We start from the raw sequence: 15,146 nt of genomic DNA, 5'->3' as shown, positions 1-15,146 counted from the left end.
CTATTCTTCGTTGTATCTGTATCCGATGCCGTAAAGAGTCTCGATCGCGGAAAACGCGTCGTCCGCCGTGCGCATCTTCTTGCGCAGCCGCTTGATATGGCTGTCGATCGTCCTGTCGTCCACGTAGACCTGATCGTCATAGGCCACGTCCATCAGTTGATCGCGGCTTTTTACAAAGCCGGGTCGCTGCGCAAGCGCCTGCAGCAGCAGGAACTCCGTTACCGTGAGGGACACGTCCCTACCCTTCCAGCTGACCGAATGCCGAAGCGGATCCATACGCAGGTTGCCGCGTTCCATCACCTTCGAATCCGGGCTTTCGCCTTCGAAATCCCCGGCAACTGCATCCTGGCGCCGGAGCAACGCGCGGATACGTTCCACGAGCAGTCGCTGCGAAAACGGTTTCTTCACGTAATCGTCGGCCCCCATCCGAAGCCCGAGAACCTCGTCGATCTCATCGTCCTTGGAGGTCAGGAAGATGACCGGCATCTGCGATTTCATCCGCAAGCGCTGCAACAGGTCCATTCCGTCCATGCGGGGCATCTTGATGTCCAGAACCGCCATGTCCGGCATCTTCTTGTTGAACGCATCCAGGGCGGACTGTCCGTCATTGTAGGTTTCCACCTCGAACCCTTCGGCTTCGAGCGTCATGGAAACCGACGTCAGGATGTTTCGATCATCGTCGACAAGTGCGATTTTTGACATTTCAGGCGCCCCTATTCTGCCCGGTTCCCGTTGCTGTTCCGACATTTCCACCTCCCGGCACGGGCGCACCGCCCCAGGCCGCGAATCATCGGATCGTTCCTGACCGATTAGGGCAAACAAGTGTTATGAATAGCTGAACTGCCGCGTTTTGCGGCATGGGGCTTGCACACGGGTTTTCATGGTTGCGCTAAATTTGGCCTTGGTTGCGCTAACTCCGGCCAAGTGCACTGTTCACCCCGCGAACGCCCATGCTAAGGGCCATCGTCAAGGCGCCCTGTCAGCGTGTTCCAACGGGACATGCATTCTCGAACAAGGCGCGCACACAGGAGAAACGACCTCATGACAGTTGGACGGGTAAACCCGAGCTTTCGCCTCCAGGATCAAGGTATCGAAGGGGTGGAAAATGTTCATTACAACCTTCTGGAACCCGCGCTCATAGAAGCCGCCCTGCGCCTCGGCGAAGGCGTGTTGGGCCAGGGCGGTTCGTTCATGGTCGAAACCGGAAAATTCACCGGCCGGTCTCCCAAGGACAAGCATGTCGTCCGCTCCGCCACCACCGAGAACACGATCTGGTGGGAAAACAACGCGCCGATGACACCCGAAGCGTTCGATCAGCTTTACGAAGACATGATCAAACACATGAAATCCCGCGAGTATTTCGTTCAGGACATGTTCGTCGGCGCCGACCCATCCCATCGGCTGAACGTCCGCCTCGTGACCGAACTGGCCTGGCACAACCTGTTCATCCGCCACATGTTCCGCCGTCCGGAGCGCGAGGAACTGGACACGTTCAAGGCCGAGTACACGGTCATCAACTGCCCGTCGTTCAAGGCCGATCCCGAGCGCCATGGCTGCCGCAGCGAGACCGTGATCGCGATGAACTTCGATCGCAAGCTGATCCTCGTGGCCAGCACCGAATATGCCGGCGAAAACAAGAAATCCATCTTCTCGATGATGAACTACCTGCTGCCCGAAAAAGGTGTCATGCCGATGCACTGCTCGGCCAACCACGCCAAGGGCAACCCGGTCGATTCCGCCATCTTCTTCGGCCTGTCCGGCACCGGGAAAACCACCCTGTCCGCCGACCCGGACCGCACATTGCTGGGCGATGACGAACACGGCTGGTCCGACAAGGGCATCTTCAACTTCGAAGGTGGCTGTTATGCCAAGACGATCCACCTGAGTCCCGAAGCCGAACCGGAGATCTACGCGACCACGACCAAGTTCGGCACCGTGATCGAGAACATGGTCTATGACGAGGAAACGCGCGCACTCGATTTCGAGGATGACAGCCTGACAGCCAACATGCGTTGCGCCTATCCGCTGCACTACATCTCGAACGCGTCCGAGACCGGCGTCGCGGGCAACCCGAAGAACATCATCATGCTGACCTGCGACGCCTTCGGGGTGTTGCCGCCGATCGCGCGGCTGACCCCGGCGCAGGCGATGTATCATTTCCTGTCCGGCTTTACGTCGAAAATGGCCGGCACCGAGCGCGGCGTGACGACCTCGCAGCCGACCTTCTCGACCTGTTTCGGCGCGCCATTCATGCCGCGCCGTCCCGAGGTTTATGGCAATCTGCTGCGCGAAAAGATCGCGACCCATGGCGCGACCTGCTGGCTCGTCAACACCGGCTGGACGGGCGGTGCCTATGGCACTGGCTCCCGGATGCCGATCAAGGCAACCCGCGCGCTGCTGACGGCCGCCCTGGACGGTTCGCTCGCAGAGGTCGATTTCCGCAAGGATGCCAATTTCGGCTTTGAGGTTCCAGTCAGCGTGCCGGGTGTCGCCGAAGTCCTGCTCGATCCCCGGCGGACCTGGGACGATCCCGCGGCCTATGACAAACAGGCTGCCGAACTGGTCAAGATGTTCGCCGACAACTTCGAACAATACCTGCCCTATATCGACGAAGACGTGAAAGCCGCTGCAATCGGCTGACCCATCCGGAGCGGATGATTGGAATGGCCCCGGCAGCGCCGGGGCCTTTTGCCGTCCGGACCGCTGCGCGCGGGCCGGCCGTCAGCCGACAAGGCCCCGCCGCACCAATGCGAGACCGGCCAGCAACAGAACGATCAGCGTCACGCGACGAAACACGGCCTGGTCGACGCGGTCGTGCAGCAGCCCGCCCAGCCACATGCCGAACACGGCCGGAAAGACCAGCGCCAGTGAAAACGGCAATGTCTCCGCCCGGAGCACGCCGGACTGGACATGCGCGCCCAGGAGCGCGACCGCACCGAGCCCGTAGATCACCCCCTGAATGCGCATCTGTTCGGCTTTGGGCGTATTCAAGGCGGTCAGATAGGCCACGGTGGGCGGCCCCCAGATTCCAGACATGCCACCGATGAAACCCGCGATCGCGCCGACAAGGGCTTCGATCCGTTTGCTGGGCGCGCTCAGGCTGAACCGGACGCCAACGATCTGCATGAGGCAAAACACCGTCACCGGCAGACCGATCATCAGCAGGAGCATGCCCTCGGACAAAAGGCGCACCAGTTGCGCGCTTGCCAGAAGAAACACCAGCCCGACGCCCAGGAAGACCCCGAACCTTCGAATCGATGCAAGGGCCGCCTTCGGTCCCTGCCGAAGCGCCTGGATTCCGTTGGTCACGACGGTCGGCAGGATCAGGCCCGCCAGGGCGAGTTCCGGCGCAAGAAACATGCTCAGCCCGGAAATCGTGATCATCGGCATTGCGAAGCCGACCAGGCCCTTTACCATCCCGGCCCCGGCGGCGATAGCCAAAGCCAGAACCAGTTCAGCCGGCGTAAGGAATGGAAAAAGCGGTGTCATGGCAGCCTCATATCATCTGTGGCGGCGCTTGCACCTTTGAATTTTTGCGCAATATTTGGTCGATGCACTGTCCGTTTCCGTATTTTTGTTGCGCTGCACCTGCGAAATGACTAGGACCGTCCCAATCAAAAAAGGATGTGATTCATGCCCCATGACGGACAGGACCTGCATATGACGACCCCAGACAAAGCACCGGCATTGTTGCCCGAATTGCTGACACTGACCGGCGCGGCGATCAAGCCGGTCGACGATGTCCTGGAGTGCGCCCTGCAAAAGGTCCGCGCCCTGGTCAGCCGGGACGACCGGGTTTCGGCGGAGTTGATCGAAACGCATCAGACCGCGGCCCATGGGCTGGCCTGGCTTGCAACCTATGCGCAGAGCCTGCGGCAGATGCAATCATGGGCCGAACGCCAATCGGCCAATGGCAGGTTCGGCGAAATCGAACAGCTGATCCACCAGATCGCCTTCGGCGAATATCTCGGCCAGATCCACGGCGGAATCCCCATGAGCCAGGGCGAAATTCTGCGGCCGCAGAATATCGGCCTGACGCCCGACGACATGCGCGCCATGACCACCCCCGAGGTCGCAACGCTGATGCAGTCCGGCAACAACCAGTCCGCGCGCAGCCGGCTTGTCGAACTGATGCAGGAACAGTCCGCGAATATCACGGTCGGCGCGACCGGTCTCGATGACGAACTGGAGATGATCCGCGAGCAGTTCCGCCGCTACGCGCTGGAAAAGGTCGAACCCTTCGCCCATGACTGGCACCTGAAGGACGAACTTATCCCCATCGAGATCATCCGGGAACTGGCGGATATGGGCGTGTTCGGACTGACCATTCCGGAAGAATACGGCGGGCTCGGTCTGTCCAAGGCGTCGATGTGCGTCGTGTCCGAAGAACTGTCGCGCGGCTACATCGGGGTCGGTTCCCTTGGCACGCGCTCCGAGATCGCGGCGGAGCTGATCCTCTGCGGCGGCACCGACGCGCAGAAGGAAAAATGGCTTCCGCGTCTGGCCAGCGGCGAAACCCTGCCAACCGCGGTGTTCACCGAACCCAACACCGGCTCCGACCTCGGGTCGCTGCGCACGCGGGCGGTCAAGGACGGCGGCGACTACCGCATCACCGGCAACAAGACATGGATCACCCACGCCGCGCGGACGCATGTCATGACGCTCTTGGCGCGGACCGACCCGGACAGCACCGACCACCGCGGCCTTTCGATGTTCCTGGCCGAAAAGACGCCGGGAACCGATGCCGACCCGTTCCCGACCGAAGGCATGACCGGCGGCGAGATCGAAGTGCTCGGCTATCGCGGCATGAAAGAATACGAACTCGGTTTTGACGGCTTCCATGTGAAGGGCGAAAACCTGCTGGGCGGACAGGAGGGCAAGGGGTTCAAACAACTCATGGAAACCTTCGAATCCGCACGGATCCAGACCGCCGCACGCGCCATCGGCGTTGCTCAATCGGCTCTGGACATTTCGATGCAATATGCGGTCGAACGCAAGCAGTTCGGCAAATCGCTGATCGACTTCCCGCGCGTGTCCGGAAAGCTGGCGATGATGGCCGTCGAATTGATGATCGCGCGGCAACTGACCTATTTCAGCGCGGCGGAAAAGGACGAAGGCCGCCGCTGCGACCTGGAGGCCGGCATGGCCAAACTGCTAGGCGCGCGCGTGGCATGGGCCGCCGCCGACAACGGGTTGCAGATCCACGGCGGCAACGGATTCGCGCTGGAATACAAGATCTCGCGCGTGCTCTGCGACGCCCGCATCCTGAACATCTTCGAAGGCGCCGCTGAAATCCAGGCGCAGGTGATTGCCCGACGCCTGTTGGGCTGACCCGCAAGGACGACCGGGAAAGGGATCCTGGCCGATCACCAGCATCCCTTTTCCGTCCGGGGCCGCGCGGCGCGACGTTCCCCTGCACCGCGCGGCCTCATGCGCGCGCCATGCGGGCTTGGTTTTCAATCCGTTTTTCAGGCAAGGCGGTTCCCTTGCTCAGGACCATTCTGGCAATCGGTGTCCTTGCACTGATAGAGTGCGGCCCTGATGAAACCGTTCACGGCCACCGTGGCGCGGACCGCATCTGGATCCTGGGCGAACGAGACGGCAACGCCTTTCTGAACCGCCCCCGATTCTCCGGAACCCGGCCGGATCGCAGGTCCGACGCATTGCTCCCGCTATTCCGCGAAGATGGAAGCCACCTACCCCTAGTTTGACGCCGGTCTCATGGAACTGGCGCACGGAACTTGTCCCGGACGTCGCGGCGACAGGGACTTCATCGCCGCGATGACCGCAACGACCAGTCCGAAGCCGCTGGCGATCTCCTGATCCTGCGCAAGGAACCGGGCCATAATACGCCGTTCAAAGCATCCGGCTGAAAACTTCCAGGAAACGCGCGCGGGCGTCAGGCAACGGCCTGTGGCCAAGCGACGGGGCCAGCCGGTGTTCGAGGAAATACCCGGTGGTCGCCAGCGCCTCGGCGACTTCCGGATCCGGTGCCGTCCCCTCGCGGCGCAGGACCGGCGGCAGCGCGAGCATCCGGTTGGCCCAGGCGCCCGCCGCCCCCCGCGACACTGCCCGCCCCGATTTCGGAGAGACAAAGACCAGATCCTCGGTGGACCCGGTGACGGCGCAGGTCGCAAGATCAAGCCCGAAACCCATCTCTTCGAGCAAAGCCAGTTCCCACCTGAGATAGGCCAGCGGCCAGATGTCATTCTGACCGAGAAGGTCCAGAAGCTGTTCCGTGCGCTGATACAGATCGCGATGGGCTTCCCGATCCGGCAGGCAGAAGGCCAGCAAGGCCGTGACCGCATTCAGCCCCGCCAGGGCCAGGCGTCCAGACAGGGCGGCGGCGGCGCGGCTTCGCACCGGCTCCACGGTAAAGGCGCCGATGTGATCTTCGAGCCGGGCGCGCCAGAGCAGGTCCAGCTGCGCCCCCGGTTGCAGGATCGGGGCGATCTTCCGGCTGGTTGCGCCGCGGACGACCCCGCTATGCCGCCCATGCGCACGAGTGAACACGTCGATGATCGCCGAGGTTTCGCCATGGCGCCGCGAGGTCAGCAGGATACCGTGATCGCGCCATTCCATGCGTCAGCCCGCGCCTCTCAAGCCTGTCATCGGATCACCCTACTCCAACCCCGGTTCATCCAGCAAATGGCGTCCGTCACGGTCTTCAACCTCGATGATCCAGAGGTCCGGATCATAGCCGCGCTGCCGGGCGATAACCTGCTCCACATCGCGGTCCGGTCCGGCCGCCAGCTCGACCCAGCGCCGGTGTCCCGTCTTCAGATCGAAACTCCGCTGGAACAGACCGGCCTTGCCGTCCAGCGTGTTCAGCTTGACGAGGACGGCGCCGGCGGTGTCGTCACCATGGGCCACCACGAAGGCCGGGATGCCGGACACCCGAAGCCGGTTCAGGTAGGCATGGACCCAGAATTGCGCGGTCAGGCGGGTCATGCGCCGTCTTTGAAGTCGAGTCCCATTTCGGTAAAGCGTTCCGCCTCTTCCAGCCAGTTCGGGCGCACCTTGACCTGAAGGAACAGATGGATCTTGCGCCCGAGAAACTCGGATAGCTCTTCGCGGGCAGCCTTGGACACGGCCTTGATCGTTTCGCCCTTATGGCCCAGAACGATGCCCTTGTGCCCGTCGCGCACCACATAGATCACCTGGTCGATCCGGGCCGAGCCGTCCTTGCGTTCTTCCCACGACTCGGTTTCCACCGTCATCTGGTAGGGCAATTCCTGGTGCAGCCGAAGCGTCAGCTTCTCGCGCGTGATCTCGGCCGCGATCATGCGCATCGGCAGATCAGCGATCTGGTCCTCGGGATACAGCCATGGCCCTTCCGGAAGTTCACTGGCCAGCCAGTCGCGCAACGCCTGCACCCCATGGCCCTTTTCCGCGGAAATCATGAAGGTTTCCGCGAAACCGTATCTGTCGTTCATCTCCTTGCTCAGCGTCAGGAGCGTTTCCGGCTGCACCCGGTCGATCTTGTTGATCGCGAGGACGATCTTGCGGTCCCTGCCGATATCGGCGAGCCCTTCCAGAATGCGTTCCACCCCGGCGGTGATGCCGCGATGCGCCTCGATCAGCAAAACGACCAGATCGGCATCCGCGGCGCCGCCCCAGGCGGCGGCCACCATGGCGCGGTCCAGCCGCCGGCGCGGCTGGAACAGGCCGGGCGTGTCGACAAAGACAATCTGTGTATCGCCTTCCATCGCCACACCGCGGATCCGCGCCCGCGTCGTCTGCACCTTGTGGGTGACAATCGACACCTTGGCGCCGACCATCCGGTTCAGCAGGGTGGATTTCCCGGCGTTCGGTTCCCCGATCAGGGCGACGAATCCCGCGCGTGTCATTGGTTCGGCTCCAGTTTCCGCAAGAGAGCGGCAGCGGCCCTTTGTTCGGCCAGCCGCTTTGACCCGCCTGTCGCGCGGGCTTCGCTGCCATTGTCCATCCTGGCAACGATCGTGAACACCGGGGCGTGATCGGGGCCCGATCGGTCCAGTTCGGTGTATTTCGGCGGCGCCTCGCCCCGCGCCTGTGCCCATTCCTGCAAGGCCGTCTTCGGGTCGCGGGCATCCGCTTCGACCGTGCGGATGCGCTCGCCCCAAAGCCCAAGGATCACATCCCGCGCCGTCACGAAGCCCGCATCCTTGTAGACGGCGGCGATCACCGCTTCCATCGCGTCGCCCAGCAGCGCCTGCTTACGGCGACCACCGGTGAGCATTTCCGAACGCCCCAGTTTCAGCACCGCCCCCAGATCGATCTCGCGCGCGACCTCGGCGCAGGCTTCCTTGCGCACCAGAGCGTTGAAACGGGGGGCCAGTTGCCCTTCACTCGCCGTCTTGTCGTCGTCAAGCAGCGCCTCGGCCATGACCAGCCCCAGAACCCGGTCGCCGAGGAATTCCAGCCGCTGGTTGTCCAGCCGCGTCGGCGACGAGATCGACCCATGCGTCAAGGCGCGAACCAGGAGTTCGGGACGCGAGAACTGATGGCCGATCCGGCGTTCGAACGCTTGCAGTTCGGCCGACAGTTTCACTGCACCGCCTTGAAGAACCGGTCGCTGCGCCAGGTCCAGAAGAACAGCATGGACCGTCCCGCCGAACTGAACATGATCCGGTCCGCCCGTCCGATCAGGTTCTCGAACGGCACGAAGCCGACACCGCCCGCGCTCTGCGGCAGGCGGCTGTCGCTGGAATTGTCGCGGTTGTCGCCCAGGAAGAAATAGTGGCCTTCGGGAACCAGGTAGACGCCGGTGTCGTCCATGCCCTGTTCACCGATATCGAGAATGGTGTGCTGACGCCCGCCGGGCAGGGTTTCCAGCATCCGCATCTTTTCGCAGATCGCCCCGTTCCCGACCGGGCCGTTGGAACATCTCGGTCGGGTGCCTTGCGGGCCCTGCGGCTCATAGATTTCTTCGAACACGCCATCCGGTTGCAGCTCGACGGGCGTGCCGTTGATCGACACCACGCCCCCCTGAACCTGCACGCGGTCGCCGGGCATGCCGATCACCCGCTTGATGAAGTCGCGGCCCGAAACCGGGTGGCGGAAAACGACCACATCGCCCCGTTCGGGTTCCGATCCGAACAGGCGGCTGTTGTCGCCCCGCATCACGCCGCAGATGTCTTCGGCATCGATGTTGATTCCGAAACCGGGCAGGATCACGCTGGGACAGGAGGCAAAGGAATAGCCATATGCCATCTTGTTGACGAACAGGAAATCGCCGATCAGCAAGGTTTCCTTCATCGATCCGGACGGAATCCAGAACGGCTGGAAGAACAGCGTGCGGAACACCCCTGCGATCAGCAGCGCGTAGACGATCGTCTTGATCGTCTCGACGATGGGGTTTCCTTTCTTCTTGGCGTCGTCGGCCATGCAGTTCTCCGGGGCTTCGTGGGTTTCGGGCTTCATGCGGGGCCGGTGCGGCAGTGTCAAGGTGCCCTCAGGGCGCGTCGGCGAGCGGGCGCGCCTCGATCACCACGAAAGCCTGCGCCCAGGGATGGTCATCGGTCAGGGTCACATGAATGATCGCCTCGTGGCCCGGTGGCGTCATCTGCGCGAGCCGGTCCGCCGCCCAGCCCGTCACCGCCATCACCGGTTGCCCCGTGCGCAGGTTGCTCACGGCCATGTCCTTCCAGGCGATCCCCATGCGCAGTCCGGTCCCCAGGGCCTTGGAACAGGCTTCCTTCGCCGCCCAGCGTTTGGCATAGGTGCCCGCCGTGTCCAGGCGGCGTTCCGCCTTGCGCTGCTCGGTTTCGGTGAACACGCGGTTGCGGAACCGGTCGCCGAACCGGTCCAGGGTGCCCTGTATCCGGTCGATGTTGGCCAGATCGGTGCCGATGCCGAGGATCATCGCGACAACGCCGAGCGAAGCAGCCCCAAACCGGCCGTCGCAAAGATTCCGGCAAGCGCCAGTTCGATCCGGCGGCGCGCATGGCGGTAGCCCTGCATGACCCGCGGAACGGAAAACAGCGCCGCCCACATCAGGTAGTTCGCCAATCCGATTCCGGCGCAGAGAACCGTCGCCGGGACGACGGATCCGGCGGCAGAGGACGGCTCAAGCCCGACGGCCAGCGCCGCCATCCAGGCAAAGACGGCTTTTGGGTTGGACAGGTTGAGCAGCAGCCCCTGCACGATCCACCTGTCCCCGGACGGCCTTGCCCGTTCCGGGACATCCGGTCGGGCCGAAGCCCGCGCCGACACGGCTGCCAGCCAGAACAGATAGGCGGCTCCGAAAAGCTTCAGACCGGCCAGAACCGATTCGGATTTTTGCAGGACAGCCCCGAGACCGCAGGCGGCCAGAACGCCCCAGAACGCCAGGCCGAGGCTGAGTCCGATGCCGAAGGCGACTCCGGGGCGGCGCCCCTCGCGCATCGCAATCGCGGCACAGGCCAGGTTCGCCGGTCCCGGCGATACCGTGACGATCAGGAATGCGCCCGCGACCGCAAGGCCGGCTACGGGGTCAATCACCGCGCGCCTCGTCCATCAGCCGCCGCATTTCGGCGATCGCCGGTTCCAGACCGCGGAAAATCGCCTCGCCGATCAGGAAATGGCCGATGTTCAGTTCGACGACCTGCGGAAAGGCGGCAACCGGCTGTACCGTCTCGTAGGTGAGCCCATGGCCCACATGAACCTCAAGCCCCAGACTGGCGGCCTGGTCCACCATCTGCCTCAGGGCTTCGAGTTCGCGGTCGCGGTCGTCCAGGCGCCCCTCGTGATGGGCATCGCAATAGGCGCCGGAATGAAGCTCGACCACCTGCGCACCGATCCGATGCGCCGCTTCGACCTGCCGGATGTCGGCTGCGATGAAGATCGACACGCGGGAGCCCGCGTCGCGCAACGGGGCGATGAACGCCGCAAGACGGTTTTCGTCGCGCGCCACGTCCAGCCCGCCCTCGGTCGTGCGTTCCTCGCGCTTTTCCGGCACGATGCAGACCGCATGGGGCCTGTGGCGCAGAGCGATGGCCTGCATTTCTTCCGTCGCCGCCATCTCGAAATTCAGCGGTATGTCCAGGATCTGCATCAACCCGTCGATGTCGGAATCGCTGATGTGGCGCCGGTCCTCGCGCAGATGGGCGGTGATCCCGTCCGCCCCCGCCTCTTGCGCGATACGGGCCGCCCTCAGGGGATCGGGCGTATCGCCGCCGCGGGCGTTCCTGACGGTCGCCACATGGTCGATGTTCACGCCAAAGCGAAGACGCTTGTTTGTCATGTCGAATTTCCGGTCGCTTGTCTGGTGGCAGGTTATTCAGCTTTCGCGGTTTCGTCAGCCTCTGTCTCGGCCTTTTTTCGAATCGCGTCGAACTTCTTCTTGATGATCTTCTTGCGGCGCTTCTGATAGGCCCGGATCAGCGGAACGCTCAGGTAGTAGAAGATCGTCGCGGTGATCATTCCGGGCAGGATCCCCCCGACCAGGTAGGGCAGGAAAATCTCATGGTAGAACACGCTCAGCCCGTGCCAATCCGCGGTCTTGTCGGTGAACATGGCGATGAAGTTGTTCTTCAGATCGTCGCCCGCATCCAGGAACTTGCCGCCGAAGGACCGGGCGTGGTGTTCTTCGAACTTCGTCCCAAGAATGAAATGCCCGGTCTTCAGCGAGACAAAGCCGATGGGGACATAGGTCAGCGGGTTACCGAAGAACGTCGCCATCAGCGCCGCGAGGATATTGGCCTGCATCAGCCGCGCGATCAGGAAGGCCACCAGGAAATGCATCGTGTAAAACGGCGTGAACGTGGTGAAGACGCCAGCCCAGATTCCGCGGGCAATCCGTTCCGGTGAATCCGGCAACCGCCGGACGCGGTGCTTGATATAGTGAAACGCGCGGGTCCAGCCGCCACGAGGATACAGAAAATCCGCTGTGGCGCGCAGCATCGGGCGTCGGTCACGGCGTCTGAATACCAAGGGGGAGTCCTCTGCTTGCCGGGTCTGCTTCAACTGGCCGCGGAATGAACCTTGGCCTTCTCTCGAAATCGCTCCACGGCGGCCACGTCGCTATCCGCCTCGAGCGCCAACATCAGGGACAACAGCTGTTCGACATCCCGCAGTTCGACGCTGACAAGAAGCCGGAAGAAATCGGGTTTCCTGTCGACGAACACGAGATCGCTGATATTGGCCTTTTTTTCACCGATCAATGTGCAAATACGCCCCAGCACCCCCGCGTCATTGCCAATCGTCAGATCCAGGGTTGCACCATAGACCGCCGGATGCGTGCCGCTGTGCCAGTGCAGATCGACCCAGCGGTCCGGCTGATCCTCGTATTCGCTCAGTTTGTCGCAATCGATCGCATGAACGACCACGCCCTTGCCCCGAAAGGTGATGCCGACGATCCGTTCGCCCGGCAGAGGCTGACAGCAGGGCGCCCTTTCGAACGACTGTCCGGGACTCAGGCCGATCACGGCGCGACGCGGCGAAATCTGGTCGCCCGCGTCGGGAGCGAGGTCGGGATAGACCGCCTGCACCACGTCATGCGCCGTGAGTTCCGCGCTGCCGAGTCTGGCCAGCAGTTCCTTGCGGTCCCGCAGCCGCAGGTGTTTGGCTGCGGTCGCCAGCGCCTTGTCGGTAGCCTTTCGGCCCACATGTTCAAATGCGGCGCGCGCCAGTTCCTGCCCCAGCTTCACGAAGCGTTCCCGGTCGACTTCACGCAGGGCGCGCCGAATCGCGGTGCGCGCCTTGCCGGTGGTGGCAATGTCCAGCCAGCTGGTCTGGGGCGTCTGGCCCTCGGCGGTGATGATCTCGACCGACTGGCCGTTCTTCAGCCGCGTCCAAAGGGGCACCCGCAACCCATCCACCTTGGCCCCGACACAGGCCCCGCCGATGCGGGTATGGATGGCATAGGCATAGTCGATCGGCGTGGCGCCGCGCGGCAGCTTGACCACATCGCCCTTGGGCGTGAAGCAGAACACCTGGTCGGAATACATTTCCAGTTTGACCGCTTCGAGAAAATCCTCGTGGTCTTCCTCGGCGTCGAACTGTTCCGTCAGCCCCGAGATCCATTTCGCCGGGTCCACCGCGAACGGGTTCCTGGTCCGCACCCCGTCGCGATAGGACCAATGCGCCGCAACGCCGGTTTCGGCGACATCGTGCATCTGCCGGGTGCGGATCTGCACCTCGACGCGCTTTCCGTCACGCCCCGATACCGTCGTGTGGATCGACCGGTAGCCGTTGGTCTTGGGCTGGCTGATGTAGTCCTTGAACCGGCCCGGCACCGCGCGCCAGCGCTGATGGATGGTTCCCAGCGCGCGGTAACAGTCTTCCTCGCTGCGGGTGATGATGCGGAACCCGTAGATGTCGGAGAGGCGCGAAAACCCCTGTTCCTTTTCCTGCATCTTGCGCCAGATCGAATAGGGCTTCTTGGCGCGACCGAAAACTTCGGCCTCGATTCCCGCCTTTTCCAGTTCGTTGCGCATGTCGCCGGTGATCCGGTGGATCACGTCCCCGGTTTCCCGCTGCAGGGTGATGAAGCGGCGGATGATGGATTGCCGGCCTTCCGGGTTCAGCACGCGGAAGCTCAGGTCTTCCAGTTCCTCGCGCATCCACTGCATCCCCATGCGCCCGGCGAGCGGCGCATAGATGTCCATCGTCTCGCGCGCTTTCTGAACCTGCTTTTCCGGGCGCATCGACTTGATCGTGCGCATGTTGTGCAGCCGGTCCGCCAGCTTGACCAGGATGACCCGCAGATCCTTGGACATGGCCATGAACAGCTTGCGGAAGTTCTCCGCCTGCTTCGTCTCGGTGCTGGACAATTGCAGGTTGGTCAGCTTGGTGACGCCATCGACCAGTTCCGCCACTTCGGTGCCGAACCGCCGTTCCACCTCGGAATAGGACGCCTTGGTGTCTTCGATCGTGTCGTGCAGCAGCGCGGTGATGATCGTCGCATCGTCCAACCGCTGTTCGGTCAGGATCGCCGCCACCGCGACGGGATGCGAGAAATAGGGTTCGCCCGAATGCCGGAACTGCCCCTTGTGCATATCCAGGCCGAACGCATAGGCTGCGGCGATGCGATCTGCATTGGTTTTCGGGTTGTAATTGCGGACCAGCGCAATCAGATCTTCAACTGCAATCATCCGGTCCGCACCTTCAAGGGTCGCGACAGCCTCAGCCCTGACCCTGGGCCTCCATCAGCTGACGCAGCAGCATTTCTTCGGACATGTCGTCCTCGGCCGGCTTGTCCGCTTCGGTACCCATCAGCAGCGCCATGGAATCCTCTTCCGGCTCGTCGATCTCGATCTGGCTCTGGTTGCTTTCGATCAGGCGTTCGCGCAGATCGTCGGCACGCTGGGTTTCCTCGGCGATTTCACGCAGCGACACCACGGGGTTCTTGTCGTTGTCGCGATCGACCGTGATCGCCGCGCCTGCCGAGATTTCCCGAGCCCTGTGCGCGGCCAGCATCACCAGTTCGAATCGGTTTGGAACCTTGTCGACGCAGTCTTCGACCGTTACGCGTGCCATCGGTGGCCTCCATCAGGTAGGGTGTCCAGAAAAGGCGTGTTTAGACGCGAATCTATTGCTTGACAAGCAGAGAATATGGGGTCGCGCCTATATCGGGCGGACGGCGGCAATATCCTCGGCCGGCAGGGCGTCGCAAAGCTCGCGGACGGAACGGTTCAGGACCGGGTGCACCCAATCGGGCGCGATATCGGCCAGCGGAATCAGCGCGAACGGCCTGTCCTGAAGCCGAGGGTGCGGCACGATCAACCGATCGGGCACCGCCTGCAACTGCGTTTCCCGCGGCAGCGTCAGCCAATGGCGAAACGTCTCCGGATCCGGCAGAACGCTTTCGCCGCAGGTCAGGATGTCCAGATCCAGGGTTCGCATCCCCCATCTCTGCGCGCGGGCGCGTCCGAATTCCAATTCGACGCGGTGCAACCTTTGCAGGAGTTCGGCGACAGGCAGCCGGGTTTCGACGAGCACCGCGGCGTTCACGTAATCCGGCCCTGCCCCGGCGGGAAAACAGGGAGTCTGGAAGAACCGGCTGACAGAGCGAATCACCACCTCGGGCCCGGACAGGCGGCGCAGCGCGCGGACCAGCGTAACTGCCGTCGGGGAACCCTCAAAAGGCAGGTTTCCGCCCATACCGATTGCAAGAATTGACCGAAAATCGATCATCATTGACCCCTATTCGTATGATCGCGATACTTGCCGTCAGCGATCGT

The 15,146-nt window shown here is 62.9% G+C and carries 16 protein-coding genes; 2 read left to right on the top strand and 14 right to left on the bottom strand.

Annotation, left to right across the window (positions count from 1 at the left end; genetic code table 11):
- Positions 1–702: a response regulator transcription factor gene (locus tag QO034_RS03175; protein WP_284484057.1), complete on the bottom strand. Its 702-nt coding sequence runs from the start codon at positions 700–702 to the stop codon at positions 1–3.
- 339 nt (positions 703–1,041) lie between these two features.
- Here QO034_RS03175 and QO034_RS03170 point away from each other — a divergent pair, with 339 nt between their 5' ends.
- On the top strand, positions 1,042–2,640 hold the full coding sequence (locus QO034_RS03170) for a phosphoenolpyruvate carboxykinase (protein WP_284484056.1): 1,599 nt from the start codon (positions 1,042–1,044) through the stop codon (positions 2,638–2,640).
- Positions 2,641–2,721: 81 nt separating this feature from the next.
- On the opposite strand, the gene QO034_RS03165 is transcribed toward QO034_RS03170, so the two are convergent.
- Positions 2,722–3,489, bottom strand: coding sequence for a sulfite exporter TauE/SafE family protein (locus QO034_RS03165; protein ID WP_284484055.1), 768 nt, complete (start codon positions 3,487–3,489; stop codon positions 2,722–2,724).
- Between the two features lie 144 nt (positions 3,490–3,633).
- Here QO034_RS03165 and QO034_RS03160 point away from each other — a divergent pair, with 144 nt between their 5' ends.
- The gene (locus QO034_RS03160) at positions 3,634–5,331 is read left to right on the top strand and encodes an acyl-CoA dehydrogenase family protein (protein ID WP_284484054.1); all 1,698 of its coding nucleotides are present in this window, start codon (positions 3,634–3,636) and stop codon (positions 5,329–5,331) included.
- Between the two features lie 525 nt (positions 5,332–5,856).
- On the opposite strand, the gene recO is transcribed toward QO034_RS03160, so the two are convergent.
- From recO to folK, 12 genes are all read right to left on the bottom strand, one after another.
- Positions 5,857–6,582, bottom strand: a complete 726-nt coding sequence (gene recO / locus QO034_RS03155) for a DNA repair protein RecO (protein WP_284484053.1) — start codon at positions 6,580–6,582, stop codon at positions 5,857–5,859.
- 39 nt (positions 6,583–6,621) lie between these two features.
- The gene (locus QO034_RS03150) at positions 6,622–6,951 is read right to left on the bottom strand and encodes a DUF1491 family protein (RefSeq protein ID WP_284484052.1); all 330 of its coding nucleotides are present in this window, start codon (positions 6,949–6,951) and stop codon (positions 6,622–6,624) included.
- Positions 6,948–7,850 (bottom strand): GTPase Era, encoded by a 903-nt coding sequence (gene era, locus QO034_RS03145; RefSeq protein ID WP_284484051.1) that lies wholly within the window; start codon positions 7,848–7,850, stop codon positions 6,948–6,950. Before era ends, QO034_RS03150 begins: the two co-directional genes overlap by 4 nt.
- A complete protein-coding gene (gene rnc / locus QO034_RS03140) occupies positions 7,847–8,533 on the bottom strand; it encodes a ribonuclease III (protein ID WP_284484050.1) in 687 nt (228 codons plus the stop codon). Before rnc ends, era begins: the two co-directional genes overlap by 4 nt.
- Entirely contained in the window at positions 8,530–9,369 is an 840-nt protein-coding gene (lepB, locus tag QO034_RS03135) for a signal peptidase I (protein ID WP_284484280.1), read from the bottom strand. The genes rnc and lepB overlap by 4 nt, the downstream gene beginning before the upstream one ends.
- A 67-nt stretch (positions 9,370–9,436) precedes the next feature.
- Positions 9,437–9,847, bottom strand: a complete 411-nt coding sequence (gene acpS, locus QO034_RS03130) for a holo-ACP synthase (RefSeq protein WP_284484049.1) — start codon at positions 9,845–9,847, stop codon at positions 9,437–9,439.
- Positions 9,844–10,464, bottom strand: coding sequence for a LysE family translocator (locus QO034_RS03125; RefSeq protein WP_284484048.1), 621 nt, complete (start codon positions 10,462–10,464; stop codon positions 9,844–9,846). Before QO034_RS03125 ends, acpS begins: the two co-directional genes overlap by 4 nt.
- The gene (locus QO034_RS03120; RefSeq protein ID WP_284484047.1) at positions 10,457–11,206 is read right to left on the bottom strand and encodes a pyridoxine 5'-phosphate synthase; all 750 of its coding nucleotides are present in this window, start codon (positions 11,204–11,206) and stop codon (positions 10,457–10,459) included. Before QO034_RS03120 ends, QO034_RS03125 begins: the two co-directional genes overlap by 8 nt.
- 32 nt (positions 11,207–11,238) lie before the next feature.
- Positions 11,239–11,895: a DUF2062 domain-containing protein gene (locus QO034_RS03115; RefSeq protein WP_284484046.1), complete on the bottom strand. Its 657-nt coding sequence runs from the start codon at positions 11,893–11,895 to the stop codon at positions 11,239–11,241.
- Positions 11,896–11,924: 29 nt separating this feature from the next.
- Positions 11,925–14,057, bottom strand: a complete 2,133-nt coding sequence (locus tag QO034_RS03110; protein WP_284484045.1) for a RelA/SpoT family protein — start codon at positions 14,055–14,057, stop codon at positions 11,925–11,927.
- Positions 14,058–14,088: 31 nt separating this feature from the next.
- Complete coding sequence (rpoZ, locus tag QO034_RS03105; RefSeq protein WP_284484044.1) at positions 14,089–14,442, bottom strand: DNA-directed RNA polymerase subunit omega; 354 nt, start codon at positions 14,440–14,442, stop codon at positions 14,089–14,091.
- Between the two features lie 87 nt (positions 14,443–14,529).
- Positions 14,530–15,099, bottom strand: a complete 570-nt coding sequence (gene folK, locus QO034_RS03100; protein WP_284484043.1) for a 2-amino-4-hydroxy-6-hydroxymethyldihydropteridine diphosphokinase — start codon at positions 15,097–15,099, stop codon at positions 14,530–14,532.
- Positions 15,100–15,146: the final 47 nt, after the last annotated feature.

Origin of the sequence: Sedimentitalea xiamensis (assembly GCF_030164465.1) — a bacterium.
GTDB lineage: Bacteria > Pseudomonadota > Alphaproteobacteria > Rhodobacterales > Rhodobacteraceae > Sedimentitalea > Sedimentitalea xiamensis.
This window is presented reverse-complemented; position numbering and strand designations above follow the sequence as displayed.